Annotated in this window: 16 protein-coding genes; 8 read left to right on the top strand and 8 right to left on the bottom strand. The window is 69.9% G+C overall.

Annotated elements, in window-relative coordinates:
* Positions 1-44 precede the first annotated feature (44 nt).
* The 5 genes from JK361_RS39770 to JK361_RS39750 form a co-directional block, all read right to left on the bottom strand.
* The gene (locus JK361_RS39770; protein WP_201827928.1) at positions 45-275 is read right to left on the bottom strand and encodes a hypothetical protein; all 231 of its coding nucleotides are present in this window, start codon (positions 273-275) and stop codon (positions 45-47) included.
* A 12-nt stretch (positions 276-287) separates the two neighbouring features.
* Complete coding sequence (locus JK361_RS39765) at positions 288-3,806, bottom strand: CHAT domain-containing protein (protein ID WP_201827925.1); 3,519 nt, start codon at positions 3,804-3,806, stop codon at positions 288-290.
* 3 nt (positions 3,807-3,809) lie between these two features.
* On the bottom strand, positions 3,810-3,956 hold the full coding sequence (locus JK361_RS39760; RefSeq protein WP_201827934.1) for a hypothetical protein: 147 nt from the start codon (positions 3,954-3,956) through the stop codon (positions 3,810-3,812).
* Complete coding sequence (locus JK361_RS39755; protein WP_201827923.1) at positions 3,956-4,606, bottom strand: DUF6338 family protein; 651 nt, start codon at positions 4,604-4,606, stop codon at positions 3,956-3,958. Before JK361_RS39755 ends, JK361_RS39760 begins: the two co-directional genes overlap by 1 nt.
* A gap of 493 nt (positions 4,607-5,099) precedes the next feature.
* Positions 5,100-5,444 (bottom strand): hypothetical protein, encoded by a 345-nt coding sequence (locus JK361_RS39750; protein WP_201827920.1) that lies wholly within the window; start codon positions 5,442-5,444, stop codon positions 5,100-5,102.
* Positions 5,445-6,154: 710 nt separating this feature from the next.
* Between JK361_RS39750 and JK361_RS39745 the strand changes: the two genes are divergently transcribed.
* The 6 genes from JK361_RS39745 to JK361_RS39720 all read left to right on the top strand — a co-directional run bounded on the left by JK361_RS39745 (position 6,155) and on the right by JK361_RS39720 (position 13,193).
* Positions 6,155-7,141: an L-threonylcarbamoyladenylate synthase gene (locus JK361_RS39745; RefSeq protein ID WP_201827917.1), complete on the top strand. Its 987-nt coding sequence runs from the start codon at positions 6,155-6,157 to the stop codon at positions 7,139-7,141.
* A gap of 117 nt (positions 7,142-7,258) precedes the next feature.
* The gene (locus JK361_RS39740) at positions 7,259-8,704 is read left to right on the top strand and encodes a M1 family metallopeptidase (protein ID WP_201827914.1); all 1,446 of its coding nucleotides are present in this window, start codon (positions 7,259-7,261) and stop codon (positions 8,702-8,704) included.
* Between the two features lie 233 nt (positions 8,705-8,937).
* Positions 8,938-10,158, top strand: coding sequence for an RNA-guided endonuclease InsQ/TnpB family protein (locus tag JK361_RS39735; RefSeq protein WP_201827911.1), 1,221 nt, complete (start codon positions 8,938-8,940; stop codon positions 10,156-10,158).
* Between the two features lie 220 nt (positions 10,159-10,378).
* On the top strand, positions 10,379-11,044 hold the full coding sequence (locus JK361_RS39730; RefSeq protein WP_201827908.1) for a pentapeptide repeat-containing protein: 666 nt from the start codon (positions 10,379-10,381) through the stop codon (positions 11,042-11,044).
* A 119-nt stretch (positions 11,045-11,163) separates the two neighbouring features.
* Complete coding sequence (locus JK361_RS39725; RefSeq protein WP_201827906.1) at positions 11,164-11,439, top strand: hypothetical protein; 276 nt, start codon at positions 11,164-11,166, stop codon at positions 11,437-11,439.
* A 959-nt stretch (positions 11,440-12,398) separates the two neighbouring features.
* Positions 12,399-13,193 (top strand): TetR/AcrR family transcriptional regulator, encoded by a 795-nt coding sequence (locus JK361_RS39720; RefSeq protein ID WP_307787450.1) that lies wholly within the window; start codon positions 12,399-12,401, stop codon positions 13,191-13,193.
* 111 nt (positions 13,194-13,304) lie between these two features.
* Here the strand turns inward: JK361_RS39720 and JK361_RS42540 are convergent, their stop codons facing one another.
* Positions 13,305-14,285: an ArsR/SmtB family transcription factor gene (locus tag JK361_RS42540; RefSeq protein ID WP_307787449.1), complete on the bottom strand. Its 981-nt coding sequence runs from the start codon at positions 14,283-14,285 to the stop codon at positions 13,305-13,307.
* A 115-nt stretch (positions 14,286-14,400) separates the two neighbouring features.
* Between JK361_RS42540 and JK361_RS39715 the strand changes: the two genes are divergently transcribed.
* On the top strand, positions 14,401-14,991 hold the full coding sequence (locus JK361_RS39715) for an RICIN domain-containing protein (protein ID WP_307787448.1): 591 nt from the start codon (positions 14,401-14,403) through the stop codon (positions 14,989-14,991).
* 64 nt (positions 14,992-15,055) lie between these two features.
* Positions 15,056-15,331, top strand: coding sequence for an RICIN domain-containing protein (locus JK361_RS39710; protein ID WP_201827900.1), 276 nt, complete (start codon positions 15,056-15,058; stop codon positions 15,329-15,331).
* A gap of 62 nt (positions 15,332-15,393) precedes the next feature.
* Here the strand turns inward: JK361_RS39710 and JK361_RS39705 are convergent, their stop codons facing one another.
* Together JK361_RS39705 and JK361_RS39700 are read right to left on the bottom strand one after the other, a co-directional pair.
* Positions 15,394-16,926, bottom strand: coding sequence for a site-specific integrase (locus JK361_RS39705; RefSeq protein WP_236054635.1), 1,533 nt, complete (start codon positions 16,924-16,926; stop codon positions 15,394-15,396).
* Between the two features lie 172 nt (positions 16,927-17,098).
* On the bottom strand, positions 17,099-17,488 hold the full coding sequence (locus JK361_RS39700; protein ID WP_201827897.1) for a TIR domain-containing protein: 390 nt from the start codon (positions 17,486-17,488) through the stop codon (positions 17,099-17,101).
* Positions 17,489-17,598: the final 110 nt, after the last annotated feature.

The raw sequence follows: 17,598 nt of genomic DNA, 5'->3' as shown, positions 1-17,598 counted from the left end.
TGGCACACCGGCCGGGGTACTCAAACCGGCGTCCGCGCAGCTACTCACAACGGCCGGCGATGAAGGCCGACAAGGTCGTGAGGGCCACGAACGCCTCGCAGCACCGGCAGGCCGTACCGGGTGATCAGCTCCTGGTCCAGGCCGATGCGGTGGGCCTTCTTCCAGCAGCTGGTCATCTCGACGAAGGAGCGGCTGATGTCCATGCCGCTCGCGTCGAAGTCGCCCGACCGCACCAGCGCTGCCGGGCGACGCTCCGCCTTGCCCCTCGCCTTCACCTTTGCGCGTCGTCAGGCGCCCGCGTGGACGTGTGCGGCCCACACCGACGGCAGGTTCGGATACTTCGCCCTGAGCTGCCTGACCGTGCGATGGATCGCCGCCGACGCGCACAACGCACCGGATCGGTCCGCGATCAACTCGCCGTAGAGCTGCTGGCTGAAGGCTGGCGCCACCACGTCGTCGACGCGCCAGAGCGTGCCGACCACCTGGGAGAAACCGGCTATCTGAAAAGCCGCCAACGGGTGGATCGCCTCGTCGGACAGGTGCGCAGTGGTGCGGGCCGTGTCGCAGGCCGACAGGAACGCGAACTCCGCGTTCCGCAGACGCAGCCGGGAAAGGTCCAGCACCCGAAGCGGCGCGCGGTCGTGGTCGTGCAGCGCGAGGTGGCTGTCCGAGGGGTTGTCCGGGTCGCTGTACCCGTGGCAGGCGAAGTGCGCCCAGCCACTGGCCGGCAAGGCGTCGAGAACGGTGTCACGAGTCGCGTCCGCGCCGACCAGGACCGTGGCGCCGGGTATGAGAGCGGCCAGGTGGTCGGCTTCGGCCTGTGCCCCGGGCAGGTCCGGGGCATCCGGAGTGTGCGGCATCGCGATCACCAGCAGCCGCGGCTCGTTCCGGTCGTCGCGGCGGCCCGCGCGGGCGTGACCCAGGGCGCGGATCGTCGGCGTCGTCGAGGAGACGACGCGGTCGAGGAGCGCAGGTCCGCCGTCGCGGTGGTGGCCCGCCGCGTGCAGGGGGAGCAGGCTGAGCGGCCCGACCGGGGCCCACCAGATCCTTGGCCACGGACCATCCGCCGCCGGTTTCGCCGTCAGCCCCAGTTCGCCGAGCACGGGGCCCACGATGGTGTCCCACAGCCATTCGAGCGTGTCATGGATCGCCTGCTCGGCGGCCATCCGCCCCTGCGTGAACGCGGTGTGCAGAGCGCGTACGCGGTGGCTCACGGTCTCTTGGCTCAGCCGGTCCAGCGCGCGTGACCGGACCCCGTCCGCAGTGATGATCAGCGCGTCACACCGGTGCCGGCTGACGTTGACGTACACGATCGGGCCCTCGTGTGCCTGCGCGGTGAGGTCGGTGAGCAGTGGGGGCCGTAGGAACCGCTCCATCCCGGGCAGCGCGCGGATCCGGTCGGTCACCGCGTCGAGCTCGTCGGCGAGGGCCACGCGGTCGCGCGTGGTGTCGGTTTCGAACTCCGCGGTGAGCGTCCGGAAGCGTTCGGCCAGCTCGGGTGCCCGCTCGCGCAGGTCGGAAAGATCGTCGCGGCTGTCGAGTGCCTGGGCGGCGAGCACGCAGCGCCCGGATTCGAGCAGGGTCACCGCGCTCACCTCGTCGCCGACGGCCAGTGCGCACGCGGCCGCATCGGCGGCGACCCCGGCGAACCGGCCGAGCCAGTACTGGGCGTCCTCGCGGCCCAGGCGGCGCCCGGCGAGCCGGGGCAGCAGCCGGACCGCAGCGGCGTATCCCTCGGCGGCCACATCGAACTGCCCCGCCTCGGCGGCCAGATCGCCCCACCGGTCCGCCGCTTCCGCCCGGCTCTGCGCCGGCGATCCGGCAGACGCCGCGGCCTCCCGGTAGCAGCCGAGTGCCTCGGTCAGCGCGTCGCTGTCGCCGAGGTGCCGGAAGCCGAGCGCCAGGACGTTGGCGACGCGGGTCAGTAGACCCGCCCGGGAAAAGGCGTCCTGCTCGGGCCTTTGCGCCGCACTCCGGGCCAGGGCGACCGCCTCGGCGAGGACCTGCGGATCCGGCGGCTCCCGTCGCGCGGCGGCGGGTGCGACGGGGTTCGTGCACCAGTCGCTGAGCGCGGCGGCCAGACTCGCGGTGTACCCGGGCCAGTGCGGGCTGTCCTGCGCAGTCGCGGCCACGGACGCGCGACGCGCGGCGATCGCGTCCCGCAACGCGTTCCGGTCGCCGAAATTCTCGTACGCCATCCCCAGCACACCGCCGAGATTGGCCAGCCGCAATGCCCGGCCCGGGTCGTCGTCCGCCGTCACGTCCGCGGCCGCGCGGTGCGCGTCGATCGCCTCGCCGAGCACGCTTCCCTCGCCGGTCCTGGTGAACAAGTCGGACAGCATGGCGCCAAGGTTGGAGAGCCGCTGGGCCTGCCCGGCGACCAGGCTCGCGCCGAGGCGGACGGACTCCCTCGCGCGGTCGACCGCCTCCGACAGCACCTGCAATTCGCCGGTCACCCGGAACCGTTTGTGCAGCACGACGGCGAGGATGTCGAGCGAACGCGGGTGGTCGCCCTGCCCGGCGGTGGCCTCGGCGGCACGGCGAGCGACGTCGATCGCGTCCATGAGGTGGGCCAGGTCTCCGGTCGCGTGGAACAACGCGTTGAGGTTGACGGCGAGGTTGCCCATGAACTGGACGCGCTGCGGATGGCCCGCCGACGTGCACGCGACCGCCTCCCGCTCGATGCTGACGGCCTCCGCGAGCGCGGCACGGTCCCCGAACGCTTCACCCCGGGTGACCAGTGCCGTGGCGAAGTGATCCAGCCGCACGCCGCGGCGGGGGTGCCCGGCGGGGGTGGCCGCCGCCGCCGAACGTCCGAGCTCGACCGCCTGCTCGAGCAGGGCCGAGTCCCGGGTCTGCTCGAACTCGGCGGCGTACCGGCCGCACAGTTCGGCTTCGGTGTCGGCGCGTTCCCAGCCACGGTCCGGTTTCGGGCCCTCGCCGGTGAGCGCGGTCCAGTCTCGTTCCGTGGTCGTCAGCTCGACGAGGTTCTGCGAGTGCCGCGGATCGGTGACCGGGGTGTGGTCCACCAACGTCTGCCGGACCCGAAGCAGTTCGGCCAGATCATCCCGCGCTCCGCGAGCCCGGTAGCGGTCGTCGAGAAGGTACGCGAGGATCTTCAACCGGTCGAGCACGTCGGACGACCCGGCCGGTGTGAGCTCCACCGCTCGCCGCGCGGCGTCGACGGCTTCCTCCACGACACCGCTCTCCCCGGTCTCATGGGACCAGTCGCGCAGGACGACGGCGAGGAAGTGCAGACTCCTGGCGGTGGACACGTCATCGGGGGAGCACTCGGCGGCGGCCCGCGCGTGCTCGGCGGCCTCCGCCAGGGGGGCGAGGTCCTTCGTCACGGTGAACGCCGTCCGCAGCGCGACAACGAGGTTGGCCAGGTAGAACGCCTTCTTCGCGGACGGTTCCTCGTCGACGGCCGTCCGGCTCCAGTACAGCGCGTCTTCCAGGGTGCCACGGTCCTGGTTCTGCTGGAACGCGGTGTGCAGCAGCATGCCGATGTTGTTGGCGTAGTTGGCCGAGTCCTCCGGGCTGTCGTACGACAGGACGTAAGCCTCCATGACTTTGCGGACGGCTTCCCGCAGGAACTCGAAGTCTCCGGTCTGGTGGTAGCGGGTCTGCAGCAGGCCCCCGAGATTGGACAGGACCAAGCAGCGCCCGGCCACGTCCTCGTCGGCCAGCACGGCATGGCCGAGGTCGATCGCCTTCTCGACCGACGCGGGGTCCGCGCTGTGCCGGGCCACCCGGAACGCCTCCCAGAACCGCTCGGCCAGACCGTCCGCGGGTCCGCCGCCCACGCGTCAGTCCTCGTTGCCGTTCGAGGTGCCGGCCGGTCCGCCGGGCGCCTCGTCCGGCTCGACGACCGTGCGTTTCGGGGTGTAGCCGCGTTCCGCGGCCTCCTGCAGCAGCGCCGCCTCTTCGGGCGTGAGTTCGGGTTCGTGCGCCATCATCGCTCCTCCCCCGGCACCGCCGCCGGTTCTCCGGCTTCGACGAACTCCAGCACGTCGAAGTCTTCCGCCCGCAGCCGCAGGCCCGCCGTCCCGTGCACGCGCGCGCCGAACGCCCCGTCGGCACCCATCACCCGTGCCGATTCGAGGTACAGCTCGGCCGGGTGGGGATACGAGGAGGCGTACGACCGGTTGCCGTACCAGCCGCCCGCCCAGTTGCCGTCCTTGAGCCGCACGCGCACGAAGCACGGTTCGCGGTCGCGGAACGCGTGGTCCCAGGCGCTGGGCGTGCGCAGGAACCGAGCCTTGCGCCGCTGCCGATCCACCAGGGAGACGGTGACCGCCGCCACGGCCGGCACGACGAGGAACAGCACCACGGCGACGAAGCCGACCATTCGCGGCCGCTCCACGAAGCCGTCCCAGCCGCCGCCGGCGCCTCGAGCCAGGCGAACCAGCGCCGGCCCCGCCACCACTGCGTACAGGGCGTCCAGCGCGATCGACGCGACGATCGCCCGCAGCACCCGCTCACCCAGATCACGCTCACCGGGCACCGGCCCACGACGGCGCTCCCGGACGAACTGATAGGTGACCCCGGGCAGCACCAGAAGGACGAGCAGAGCGAGCTGCACGACGGTCGCAGGCGCCTGCACTCACCACCCCCATGTCTCACGGACTCCGCTCGATCAGGCTACTGACATGCCACGGTGATCGCAGGTGTCCACGGCTTCACAACCGCAGATACCGGGACCGCAGATACCGGGAGCGGTTGCGTCAGTCGGTCTGCATGCAGGTGTGGGCCCGCGCATACCGCTTGGCCGTCCACCCGGTGGTGCCGGCGCGCAGACCGGACGTCTTGCGCGGACCGGACTCGCTGCCGCTGTCGCAGGCCAGGCGCACCCGCCACCGCGCCCCGCCGCAGATCGCTTCGACTGGTAGGTGGCCTGGAGTCCCGCCGGGCCCCGCCGGAGGTGGAGACCGGCGGGGTGTGCGGCCGTCATGTTGATGGCCGGCGTTCGGATTTGCTTGAGGGCTCAGGCGTCGCCCCAGCACGCCGAGGTCTGTTGGCGATCCAGCCGTCAGGCACGCGGTCGGGGGCGTGCGGGGGATGTCGTCGAACCGGCCACGTCCGCCGATGGCAGGTGATCACCATACGCCGAGCCGGACGTCGGCATAGAACGCAGCCTCGTAGCCGGTGTCCACAGGTGTGCGGGTGCCCTTGGGGCACGCCTTCCACTGGTCGAAGTAGCCGTTGTCCATGTTCACGGTGAGGCGCGCGCATGCCCCGTCTGCGTCGGTGTCCTCGACCCATCCCTTGACTCGGAGGCGCCCGCCTTCGAAGCACTCCTGATAGTAGGCCTTCCCACCGTCCGCGAAGAGGGACTTTGACGTGCAGCCGGCGGTTGGTGAAGCTGTGGCTGAGGACATCGGGGCGGCCAGCGCAACGGCTGTCGCCAGAGCTGCGACGAAGGTCCATTGTTTCGTGCGCACAGTGCTCTCCCTTTTGGTCGAGGTTCATTCACGGGTCTGGCTGTGACGACTGCCGGACGCAGAGGCTGCTCGTCTCGCGGCGAGGAAGTGGTTCACCCCTTCCTCGGGCTTGCACCACCGATTTCAGGGGTCACCGCATTGTTCGTCAGCCCTCTTCGGCCGCCGAACATTGACTCGACGGGGTCTGCCGGCCCGGAGTGACCTTGCGCAGGTTGGCCGCTGGTCTGCGTCTGGGTGGCGAAGGAGAGATGAGGCGGTGGCGGATCGGCACGAGGTGCCGGTGGATCCGGCAGGGCCGGTGCGGCGGTTCGCCCAGGAGCTGCGCAGCCGCCCCGCCTGTGCCGAGCAGCGTCTTCCGTCCGCGGCCGCGCCGGCAGTGCGGCCGCAGTCGCCCCCACCTCAAGGCCACCTGCGCGCCGTCCCCTTCCCCGCACCCAGGGCCGGGGCGTACTGCGCGTGCAGGGCCGACGGCCGCCGCACACATCTGCCGGACACCGGCCGGCACACGCGTTGCGAACTCCGGCGGTGCGGCGGCCCGTCGTCCGGAACCGTGATCACCGACCGGGAAGGACGGTGGTGGCACGCTATGGGGGTGTCGCCGAGACAAGCGCCAAGGCCGCCAGCAGTCGATCTTGAGCGGCTCGGGTCGATGAGACCGCGGTCGGCGCTCAGATCGATCATGGCCGTCGCCGGTCCTCCGTGCTCCTAGGATGGCGAGGGTGACGGCAAGAACCAGTGACATCGAGAAGGCGGCCGGTGTGCTGCGCGCCGGCGGCCTGGTGGCCCTCCCGACCGAAACCGTCTACGGACTGGGCGCCGACGCCGAGGACCCCGCCGCCGTCGGGCGCATCTTCCAGGTCAAGGGGCGTCCGCCCTCCCACCCACTGATCGTCCACATCGGCGGCGCGGAGCAGCTGGACGACTGGGTCCAGGACGTGCCCGCGACCGCGCGACGGCTGGCCGGACACTTCTGGCCGGGGCCGCTCACGTTGGTCCTGCGGCGCGGTCCCCGTGTGCCCCTCGAAGCGACCGGCGGCCTGGAGACGGTGGCCGTGCGCGTGCCTGACCACCCTGTCGCGCTCGCGCTGCTGGCGGCCTTCGGTGGCGGTGTCACGGCCCCGTCCGCCAACCGCTTCGGCTCGGTGAGCCCCACGACCGCGGACGACGTCCGTGCCGAGCTCGGCGACGCCGTCGACTTCGTGCTGGACGGCGGCCCCTGCGAGGTCGGTGTCGAGTCGACCATCGTCGACGCCACCGGCGAGATTCCGAGCATCCTGCGGCCCGGCGGGGTGACGCGCGAGGACCTCGAAGCGGTGCTGGGGCGCCCGCTCGAGGTCCCTGCGACCAGCCATGTCCGGGTGCCGGGCCAGCATCCGTCGCACTACGCGCCGCGTGCGCGGGTCGTCCTCGTCGAGCCGGAGAAGGTCGTCGCCGAAGCGGAGCTGGCGCAGGAGCTGGGGCACCGGGTCGGCGTCTTTCTTCCCGCCGCCTTCGCCGGCGCTGAGGTGAAGGCGCACGCGGTGGTGGCGGTCCCCGGTTCGATGGCCGACTACGCGCGCGGGCTGTACGGGTTCCTGCGCAAGCTCGACCAGCGGGGGTGTGACCTCATCATCGCCTCCGTGCCGGCCCAGGAGGGGCTGGGGCTGGCGATCGCCAACCGGCTCCGCCGCGCCGCGGGGCCTCGGCCCATCGTGTGACCAGGCACCGACGCCGTGCCCTTACTGCTTCCAGGTCGCCGCCCAAGCGGAGCCGACCTCCGCTCTTCGCGCGGGCCTGTGTCGGCCATGGGGAACCCTGTGACAAGATCCGCTGGCATGTCATCTGTCCTGTCGTCTGCCGTGCCTTCGTCGCCTTCGTCGCCCACGGGCCCCTCAAGAACCGGTCGCCGTCTGCTGGTCGCCCTGATCGCGCTGCTCGCGACAGCAGGCTCCACCGTGGCCGAGGCCGGCACGCCGTCCGGCCCGGCGCCCGGCGCCGCGGTGAGAGCGGCCGAACCCGCGACGCCCGACCACCCCAGGTACGACGTGAAGCTGCGCGCCGACGCCGACGGCTCCCACTGGGCGGGCCGGCAGACGGTGTCCTTCCGCAACACCTCCAGCCGGCCCCTGCGTGAGGTGTACATACGCCTGTGGGGCAATGGCGAGGACGGCTGCGGGACATCCGGAAGACCGTCCCCCGTCCGCGTCTCCCACGTGCGCGGCGGCACTCCGGGCCGCCCCGGCGTGAAGTGCACGGCGCTGCGCATCGCTCTGCCGAGGCCGCTCGCACGCGGTGAGCGGACGGCCGTCTCCTTTGACGTGGCCCTCACCGTGCCCGCACGCAACAACCGCTTCGGCCGCGAAGGCGCGTTCCGCTTCCTGGGCAACGCGCTGCCGGTCCTCGCCGTGCACGACGCGAGGGGGTGGCACCTCGATCCGTATGTGTCGTACGGCGAGAGCTTCTACACCCTGGCGAGCGACTTCCGGGTGCGCCTCGACCACCCGTCCGCCCTCAAGGTCCCGGCGACCGGCAGCACATGGACCCGCCCCGGCGGTACCGGGCGTACGGTCACCCACAGCGTCGCCAAGCGGGTGCGGGACTTCGCATGGGCGGCGGGCCCGTTCCGCACCGCGACCCAGACCTCGCCCGACGGCGTGCGCGTGAAGTCGTACTGGTCGCCGAACACGCCCGCCGCCGGTGTCCGCCTCAACCGCAAGGACGGCGTCACCGCCGTCGACCGGTTCGGCAGGGAGTTCGGCCGCTATCCGTACGGCGAGATAGACCTCGTGATGACCCCCGGGTTCGCCGGCGGCATGGAGTACCCCGGCCTGGTCATCCTCGGCACCGAGGAGGAGGGCGGCGCCACCGTCCATGAGATCGCCCACCAGTGGTGGTACGGCGTCGTGGGCAACGACGAGTACAACTCACCCTGGTTGGACGAGAGTTTCGCTCAGTACGCCAACGCGCGCTACTACCGCTGGGACGGGTTCGAGTGCTCGCCGGACGACTCCTGGCCGAGCGCCACCGCCGCGCTCACCAACTCGATGGCCTACTGGTCTACACACCGTGGCGAGTACTTCCAGGTCGTGTACGGGATCGGCCCCTGCGTCCTGGCCGACCTGGAGCACGTCCTCGGGGCCGGCACCATGGCGCGCCTCATCAAGAAGTACGCCCACGACCACTGGTACGGCGTCTCCACCACCGTCGACTTCAAGAAGGCCGCACAGTCGATGACGCACAGGGACCTCGGCCCCTTCTGGCGGAAGCACCGCATCCGCTGAAGTCGCACTCCGCTCGCGGGTGACGGGCGTACCCCGTCGGCGCCACGATGACGGTGACCGACGGGGTACGCGGGCAGGGCGGCTTCGTTCCGGCGGTGCATCCGGGTTGATCGGTTGACCTTGGGCACAGACCCCCTGCTTTAGCTGGGGGTTCGCCCATCTTAGAGGTGCTCTGACCTGCACTGATGATGTTAGAATTGGTCAACTTCGGGGTTTTGAGGGGGTGTTCATTCATGCTGTCCGGTCGCCGGTACCGTCTCGCGCTTTCGGCTGAGCAAGAGGCCATGTGCGAGGAGGTCGCAAACATCTGCCGGGCAGTGTGGAACACCGGCCTCGACCAGCGACGCCAGTACCGGCGGCGCGGGGCGTGGATGAACTACGGCCCGCAGGCCGCCGAACTGGCCGACGCCAAACGCGATCATCCGTGGCTCAAGGCCGCACCCTCCCACGTCCTTCAGCAGACCTTGCGCGACCTGGACCGGGCATGCCGGGATCACGGGACGTTCAAAGCGCGGTGGCGGTCCAAGGCCCGCTGGTCCCCGTCGTTCCGCTTCCCGGCTGGGAACCTCATCACGGTGGAACGCCTCGGCCGCACGTGGGGCAGGGCCAAGCTGCCGAAGCTGGGATGGGTCACCTTCCGGTGGTCACGCCCCCTCGGCGGTGAGATACGGTCCGCGACCGTCAGCCGCAAGGGCGTGCACTGGTTTGTCTCCTTCCTCGTGGACGACGGCACTGCGACGCCCGAGCGGCACGCGATGCCGGATACGTCAGTCGGTATCGATCGGGGCGTGAAGACGGCAGCGGTCACCTCGGACGGAGACTTCCACGACCGCGAGTTCATCACCGTCGGCGAAACCGTACGCTACCGGCGCTTGCAGCAGAAGCTGTCCCGCACCAAGCGGAGATCGGCGAACCGGCGCAAGACGATCGCCGCCATGAACAAGATCATGGGCCGGGTCACGGACCGGCGCGGCGATTTCTGCGCGCAGACCGCCGTCCGGATCGTGGTGAAGAACGCCCTGGTCGTCCTAGAAGATCTGCGGATCAAGAACATGACCGCCTCCGCGTCCGGCACGGTCGCCGAGCCCGGTCGCCAGGTCGCGCAGAAACGGGGCCTGAACCGGGCCATCCTCGACAAGGGATGGCATCGCTTCGAACTCGCCCTCACCAGCGCCGCCCGCTACACGGGCACGCGCATCGTGAAGGTGAACTCCGCGTACACGTCGCAGCGGTGCTCCGCCTGCGGCTTCGTCACCGACAACAACCGTGAGAGCCAAGCGGTATTCCGGTGCAAAGCCGAAGGCTGCGGACACGCAGAGAACGCCGACGTCAACGCCGCGAAGAACATCCGACACGCGGGCGGGCAGCCCGTGTCAGCCTGTGGAGACCTCGGCGCTGGCCGGTCCGCGAAGCAGGAACCCGTAAGCCGGGCGACCGGCCGAACCCCCGCATAGGGGAATCCCCCTCCTTCAGGAGGGGGAGGAAGTCAAGGGGCTTCAGGAGCTGGGACAGGACTGCGGGGGCTGACGCGGAGGCAGGCACGACTTCCGGTGATCATGAACGACGCGGCCCATGGCACGACAACTGGGACTTCGCCCCCGTGCGGGTGATTGTTCAGCCATCCATAGGCTGTCGCGTAGAGCTTCCTCCAGGGTTCCGTGATCATGCCGAGACATGACAGCAAGTCCTTGGCAGTGGGCATTGGTGATTGTTCTAATTGTCACTGGGTTACTTCTCGCCGGCATCGCTTGGAAGATGGCAATTGGAACACATCAAGCCTCCACCGAGAGTGGCGTTCTCGCCGGCATCGGGGGAGGCCTGATCACGGGTTTCGCCGTTAGCCTTTCCGTATTCTTCCTGCAGCACTCTTTCGAGAAAACTCAGGAAGAAGCCACGTGGCGCGCCAATGTGCAGCTGACTTCACGAATCTCCGGTTTCGACCCGCATCACCATTCGATCAAGGGTCTTTCTTTTGAAGGAAAGGAGCTGCTCGATGCAAACTTCAGAGGAATGAACCTGAAGGGATATTCGTTTCGAGATGCCAAGCTGCATGGTGCAGTTTTCGATGACGCCGACCTGAGAGGTGCTAATTTTACTGGCGCCGACCTATCAGAGGCCAGCCTCAGGCGGGTGAATCTTGACCGCGCACTGCTATTGAGCACACGCATGCATCTGACTGATCTAAGGGGTGTGCGGTACAAGAAGACTCAGGCGAACTACCTGACTTGTTGGCCGCGTAAATTCTTCTCGAGTGTAATTCGAAGCGGCGGGCTACGCCCGATGCCGAAATGGGAGCTCGGTGGTGTCACCCATCAAGCTGCAGCGGGTACGCTCTGCTAATCGAAACGCTCGCATGCAGTCGGGCCATCGAGTGCCCTGCGTGCCCTGGCCGACCTCGAGCAGGTCCTCCCCCGTCGGCTGCACGGCCAGGTCACCGCCCACCTGAGAGAATCCCGGACATGCCGAGTCACACCGCCGAAGAACTCCTCGCCAACGTTCAGGGACTGACGCCTGAACGCGCGCAACAGGTCGCCGATCAGATCGATGACTGCAGGAGGCTGCTGGCCACGAACGTCGGCATGGACGCCGTCCAGCAGCATCTGAAAGACGAAGGCATCGGCATCATCCAAGCGATCCTGATCACCACCAGACTGCTCGATGACCACCCGGACAGACTGCGTGCGGCACGAGAGATCGTGGAGTGCAGCCCAGCCCGAGCCCGCAGCACCGCTTGAGTACCAAGTCCCGCCAAGAGTGCGGCCCCTGAGGCAGTGCCGGGGCATACCGGGGCGCTGCGACAGCCACCCCGGCGGGCACGCGGGCGCGGTGAGGGCGCTGCAGACCGAGCCGGCTTCCGCCGGTGCGACCGGCTGCCTGCCGGCGGTCACGCACCGCGGCGACGTCGGTGGCCTCCACGACGCCGAGGCGGGGCGGAGCGCGGCAGGGAGATACGCGCTTGGCACCCTTCGGTGGCAGGCCCCACGCCGTCTCCCCCGCCCACGCCGCCGGCAGCGGCGCCCTGCGCCACACCATTGATCCGCAGAGGCCGCGACCCCCGCGTGCCCGCTTTTACGCACATCCTCCGACGGTCTGGTCATTGCGCCCTGAGAGGCCGCCCGCGTACGCAGAGCGGGTCCGCGCGCTCCTCATGCACCGAGCAACGACGACCAACAAAGTATCGACCCATTACTTGGTGACGCTCCCGAACGTTGCCCAGGTACCGGCACACCCGGTGCCGCGGGGGCGACAGGAGGAACACCGTGCTGTCGGAAGTGTTGTGGGGGCTGGCGGCAGCCGGCGGAACGGCGATCGTGGGGACCATGGCGTCGGACATCTGGCGATCTGCGCGACTGCGCTTGGCAAATCTGCTCCGCCGAGGGGAGCCGGCCCGGGAACGGGCGGAGTCCGGACCACTCGGCCATGCGACAGCGGACATCGCGGGGCCACGTCCCACGCAGCGGGAGGACGGCCACCCGCCCGGGTCCCGGTGGACCTGTGTACAGCACAACATCGCCGGCGACGGCGGGACCCAGCACATCACCCTGAGCGGGGACATCAACGTCGATTCCGAACACGGGGTCCCGCGGTGAGCGGCGGGGTGCGGCGCCCGAGCCCCGGCGCGGTGGCCGCAGTGTCGGGGCAGAGCAACGATGCCCACCACGGTGGCACGCAGTACATCACCGGGGGTGGCGACGTGAGGACTGTCAACGTGTTCGTCGTACTACGCGAGCATCCAGAGGAGGATGCCAACTCGATGCCCGCTCCCACGCGACGTGAACGGCTGCGTCGGCAGATGTCCAGGGACGTCCGCGCGGCGGCGCGTGAGGTCATCACCCGGCAGGGTGTCGAGGCGTTGACGCTCGCCGAGATCGCCCGACGGGTCGGGGTGACCCCGGCTGCTCTCTACCGGCACTTCGACGGCCTTGGGGACATCGTGCGACACACGGCCCGGGGCATCGTCACCGAGCTCACCCACCAGTTGCAGACGGCGATCGAAGGGGAGCGCGAAACGGACTTCGCGGCCCGTCTGATCGCTCCGTCCCGGGTGTTCCGCCGCTGGGCCCTGGCGCATCGCCAGGAGTTCCGCCTGCTCTTCGGCACGCCCATGGTGGCCGCCGGTGTGGCCCACACCGATGTGACCGCCGAGTGGGTCCGGAAACTCGCCGCCGTCTGGGGCGCCGAGCACATGCGACTGTGGGCCGCCCGTCCCTATCCGATCCTGGCCGACGAGGACCTCGATCCACGGATGCGCCGACAGATCGCCGACTACCGCGCCGCCACGGGCGTGGAGTTACCGCTCGGCGCACTGGTCGTCATGCTGTCGTGCTGGCGCTCCCTGTACGGGCAGGTGGCGCTGGAGGTCTACGAGCACCTGACACCGTTGATCACCGATCAGGAGCCGATGTTCGAACTGCTGATGCTCGAACTGGTCACTCGCATGGGGCTGGGGGCGGAATACCGGCCCCCGGAAGGCCTCAGGGCGTGGTGAACGTGCCGACCGAACCGGGCATGAGCCGCGTTCGCGGGCGCCGGTGCTCCTGTGATGTGCCGCCGGCAGTCCGCCCCTCCCGGGCCCGGGCGAGGGGCGCGGCCGGTACGCCTACACCGCTCCCCCGAGCCGCTGGTAGAGCACGTGCCGGGACCGTCGGGCACGGGTGACGAGCCCGGCCCGGTGGAGGATCTGCAGGTGGTAGGAGACGGTGGCCGGACTCAGATAGAGCCGCTGGGCGAGTTCCGTCGTGGAACGCGGCTGGCTCAGCTCGGCCAGGAGCTTTCGCCGCATCGCCCCGATCAGCGGGTGGTCCTGGGCGGGCGGAAGACAGTCGACCTGCGCTGCGGGATAGACGATGAGCGGAGTGCGCGGCGCCGGCGTCCCGGGCGGTTCCCCGGCGCAGAAGAGGGCCCGGTCGACGAAGACGCTCGGCGTGAGGATCACCCCTTCCGCGTCCAGCGTCAGCCGGTGGATGCTGTCCGTGCGGAGGCGGACGAGCAGTTCGCCGTCGCGCCATTCCAGGTTCGGGGCCAGCCGGTTGAGGGCCTCGGCGAGCCCGTACCGGGCGATCTCGGAGGCCCGGGTGGTGACGTCGGCTTCCAGTCGGGCCCGGACGGCCGGCCACGAGGGCTTCAGTGCCGCGTGCCAGAACCGCCCCATCTCGTCGGCGAGTCGGCGCGCGAAGTGGTCCTCCCCCCGGTCGAGGGCCTGCAGGAGCTGCCGCGGCGCCGGGTGGCCGGAACCGGGGTCCCAGGAGTGGCCGTTGACGGCCTCGGCCAGCTCGTAGCGGATCCGTTCCTGCGGGGTCGTCGCGATCTGGTGCAGCGCGGTGTCGATGTCGGTCAGGAAGGCCGGGGGTTCCGGCCGCAGGAAGTCCGGGGCGTAACCGAGGGGGCCTCCCCCGCCGACCACGGCCAGCAGCCCGAGCCGGTGCCGGGTCAGCGCATCCGCGACCCTGGTCCGCCAGGGCGGGGTCAGGGTGCCTGGGCTGAAGCCGGCGAGGCGGAGCAGGTCCTTGGCCGAGCCCATCGGTGAGACCGCGAACCTCACGCCCCCCAGCCCCCGGGCGCCCAGGCGGATCCGGATCACACGCGTTCCCCCTTCGCCAGTCCCTTCGAAAGAAATCGAATCATTCGACCGGTCAACCGGCGTGGCGTTTCCTGGATTCACCGCACAGACCGGCCCCGAAAGGAATCCAGGACCCGTGATCGTTCACAAGAAGCTGGCCGCCGTCGCGACCGCCGTGGCAGCCCTCACCGCCGGTGCCACAGGCGCGGCATCCGCCCAGGCCGCCGAGCCCGCCGCCCACCACGTGGCCTGGGAGCAGGGCCAGGCGCCCGGCGCCCGGGCGGACTCCCTCACCGCGGGCATCTACGTCAGGATCTACAGCCTGTACCGGGCGACCCCGGGCCAGTGCCTGGACGCCGACGCCACCGCCGGCGGCAACGGCACCAAGGTCCAGGTCTGGGGGTGCAACGGCACCACACAGCAGGAATGGCTGCTGTCCACCGACGGCAGCCTGCGGAGCGTGCGGTTCCCGGGCATGTGCCTGGACGCCGACACCAACGGCGGCGGCGCCAACGGCACCCGGGTGCAGCTGTGGCAGTGCAACGGCACCACCCAGCAGCAGTGGTACCACCCCTCCGGGGACCTGGCCATCTACAACGTCCGCTTCAACAACGGCAACAACACCGTGCTGGACCGCGACACCAACGTCCCCGGCAACGGCGCCCGGGCCCAGCTGTGGGGCAAGAACTTCCAGTCCCAGCAATGGTGGGACATCCGGACCGCGTGACGCCTCCGCCGCCGTCGGCACCTGCGCCCGGTGAACAGCAGGTCTCGACACGGAGGGAACACGCATGAACGCAGCGGCACGTACCCGGAGGAAGCTCAGCGCGGGCGCCGTGGGGCTCGCCGCCGCGACCGCGTTCGCGGCGGGGGTGACGCCGGCCTCGGCGTCGGCCCCGACCGCGATCGCGTCTCCCTCGCTCAAGGACGGGGAGATCGTGGAGCTCTGGAACTACAACAGCCGGCACTGCCTGTCGGTCGGCGCCGGGAGCACGGCGGGCGGGGCCGGGATCATCCAGTGGCCCTGTTACGGCGGCGCCGAGCAGCGGTGGACGACCTCCGCCTGACCGCCGGCCGGCCACCGGCAGCCGTTGACCGACGTCTCGCCCGGACCGCGCCCCTCGCCCTCCTAAAGCGGGTGTCGCAGGTTCGAATCCTGCCGGGGGCACAACGCATCACCGCTCTGACCTGGGGTTTCTCCCTCAGGGAGGGGTCCTAATCGGCCTCGGAAATCTCGTCCGGGGCCGTTTGCGTGAGCGGTGCGTGAGCGGACGGGGGTGCCAGACCCCGAGATTTCTCCGGACGGATCAACACCGTCCGGCACGTTCGCCTCCGGCTCTCCGGCCTTGTGCTTGGCTTCCGGAGCGTCGTCCTTGGAGGCGGCGCGGGCGCGCGGTACGAGCCGTGCTGCGGCCTCGGCGATCGCCAGGTCCGCTTCGGGGAGCAGGCTCGTGTAGGTATCGGCCGTGATGGTGATCGAGGAGTGGCCAAGCATCTCCTGGATGTCCTTCAGGTCGGCCCCGGCCGCGTGAGCCAGCGTCGCGGCACCGTGGCGCAGGTCGTGGAGCCGGACGGGCGGGAGACCTATCTCCTCGTACAGTTCGACGAACTGCCAAGTGACGTTGGCGGGGTGGAGCCTCTCGCCGTTCTCCTTGGTGAAGACGCGGCCGGTCTCCACCCAAGCGCTGCCCCACTCCTTGCGGTCCTTCTCCTGCTGGGCGGGGTGCCGCTTGAGGGCCTGGACCGTGTCGGAGTCGAGCGCGATGGCGCGTGCGCCGGCGTCGGTTTTGGGGTCGTCCTCGTACACCTCCCAGCCGTCCACGACGAGTTGCTTGGCGACCGTGATGAGCCCGGCGTCCAGGTGGGTGTCGGTCCACTTCTGGCCGCATGCCTCACCGCGTCGCAGTCCACGGAAGGCGGTCAGGTGCCACAGCGCATACAGGCGGTCCTCCGCGACGTGGTCGAGGAAGAGGCCGGTGTGCTCCGGCGTCCAGACCATCACCGGCGACGGCTTCTCGCCGGTGCGCTTCCAGTGGAGGATGCGTTCGTCCGTCCACACCAGCGCCTTGGGCCGCTTGCCCGCCTCCAACTCGACGTGGGCCGCCGGGTTGAAGGTGATGAGCTGCTGGGCGATCGCAGCGTTCAGGGCGGCACGCAGGGTGGAGCGTACGCGCTGGCGGGTGGACGGGCCTACGATGCGGCGGTAGGGCTCCATCTCCTCGATCGCCGCCTTCATCGCCTTGCGTCGAGCGCGGTGCTCCCGGCCCTTCCAGGGGATCTGGGCCAGGTCTTCGAACGCCTTGCGCCGTCCGGCGTTGCCTTCGGCGATCTCGACGTTGGCCTCGGCGATGGCCTCGAACATCTCCGTGAGGTGGGTGACCCGGACGCGGTCGAGCCGCAGGTGCCCGATCCGCGGTTTGAGGTGGACCCTGATGTTGCTCTCGTCGCGGCTGATGGCGCTCTGTCGCCCCTTCTTGACCGCCAGCCATATGTCCAGCCATTCGCCGACGGTGAGACGGCTGGTCAGGTCCAGGCCGTGGCTGAGGCGCCTGCGGGTCGCCTCGATGTCTGGCAGCGGTGCCTTCTCCTCGGCGACCTTCTTCAGCAGCTCCGCGATCTGCGCCAGACCCTCCGCGTCGTCGGCGTCGGCGAGGCCGATCATGGCCCGGACGTGGTCGAGGTCGGACTGGGCGGACTTGAGGCTGTCGTAGCCGGCGCGGCTGAAGGAGCGGCGGGTGCCGTCCTCGCGGGGCGGGGCATCAGCGATTCCCGGGTCTTGCCGCCCTCGGTGATCAATTCCAAGGGGTGCCTGCGGAGGGTGCGGGGGCGGGCGGTCAGGCGGCGGGGTCGACTCCGGGGTGTGTGAACCGCACGGGCTTGCCCAGCGACCGGGCGTAGGCGATTTCGGCTCGGGTGCTGTCTCCGATGTAGTCGCCGACTACGAGCACCTCATCAGCGAGCCGGATCTTCGCTCGGTGCAGATCGTCAAGTCGAACCTTCAGCGCCTCGGCCTCGACAGGATCAGACCAAAGTTCGTGCGGCGACTTCATGTCGCAACCCGGCTTGACGACAATCTTTCCGGCTTTCGTCTCCCGCAGATCGGCCTCGGTCATCTCGGTCATGAAACGGGTGGAGCCGCAGATCGCGACGATACGCGGGAGGCTCAGCTGCTTCTTCGCGTCGGCGAGTTTCCCCTCGGGGGTGAGCGGTTGCGGGTATGTCATTGGTTCCTCCTGGTGGTGTGTTCCAAGGGGTGCCTGCGGAGACGAGCGACGACCGACGACATGCTTTAAGGAGCATCGCCTACGATCACTGACCCCTTGGAATAGGTCGT

This window comes from Streptomyces musisoli (assembly GCF_016741855.1).
Classification (GTDB): domain Bacteria; phylum Actinomycetota; class Actinomycetes; order Streptomycetales; family Streptomycetaceae; genus Streptomyces; species Streptomyces musisoli.
Note: the sequence above shows the minus strand (reverse complement) of the source record. Positions and strands in the feature narration are given on the sequence as shown.

Coding starts and splice junctions, on each gene's coding strand:
- JK361_RS39710 (WP_201827900.1), top strand. CDS start 15,056: ATGAACGCAGCGGCACGTACCCGGAGGAAGCTCAGCGCGGGCGCCGTG.
- JK361_RS39740 (WP_201827914.1), top strand. CDS start 7,259: ATGTCATCTGTCCTGTCGTCTGCCGTGCCTTCGTCGCCTTCGTCGCCC.
- JK361_RS39705 (WP_236054635.1), bottom strand. CDS start 16,926: ATGATCGGCCTCGCCGACGCCGACGACGCGGAGGGTCTGGCGCAGATC.
- JK361_RS39730 (WP_201827908.1), top strand. CDS start 10,379: ATGACAGCAAGTCCTTGGCAGTGGGCATTGGTGATTGTTCTAATTGTC.
- JK361_RS39735 (WP_201827911.1), top strand. CDS start 8,938: ATGCTGTCCGGTCGCCGGTACCGTCTCGCGCTTTCGGCTGAGCAAGAG.
- JK361_RS39725 (WP_201827906.1), top strand. CDS start 11,164: ATGCCGAGTCACACCGCCGAAGAACTCCTCGCCAACGTTCAGGGACTG.
- JK361_RS39700 (WP_201827897.1), bottom strand. CDS start 17,488: ATGACATACCCGCAACCGCTCACCCCCGAGGGGAAACTCGCCGACGCG.
- JK361_RS39760 (WP_201827934.1), bottom strand. CDS start 3,956: ATGGCGCACGAACCCGAACTCACGCCCGAAGAGGCGGCGCTGCTGCAG.
- JK361_RS39745 (WP_201827917.1), top strand. CDS start 6,155: ATGGCGAGGGTGACGGCAAGAACCAGTGACATCGAGAAGGCGGCCGGT.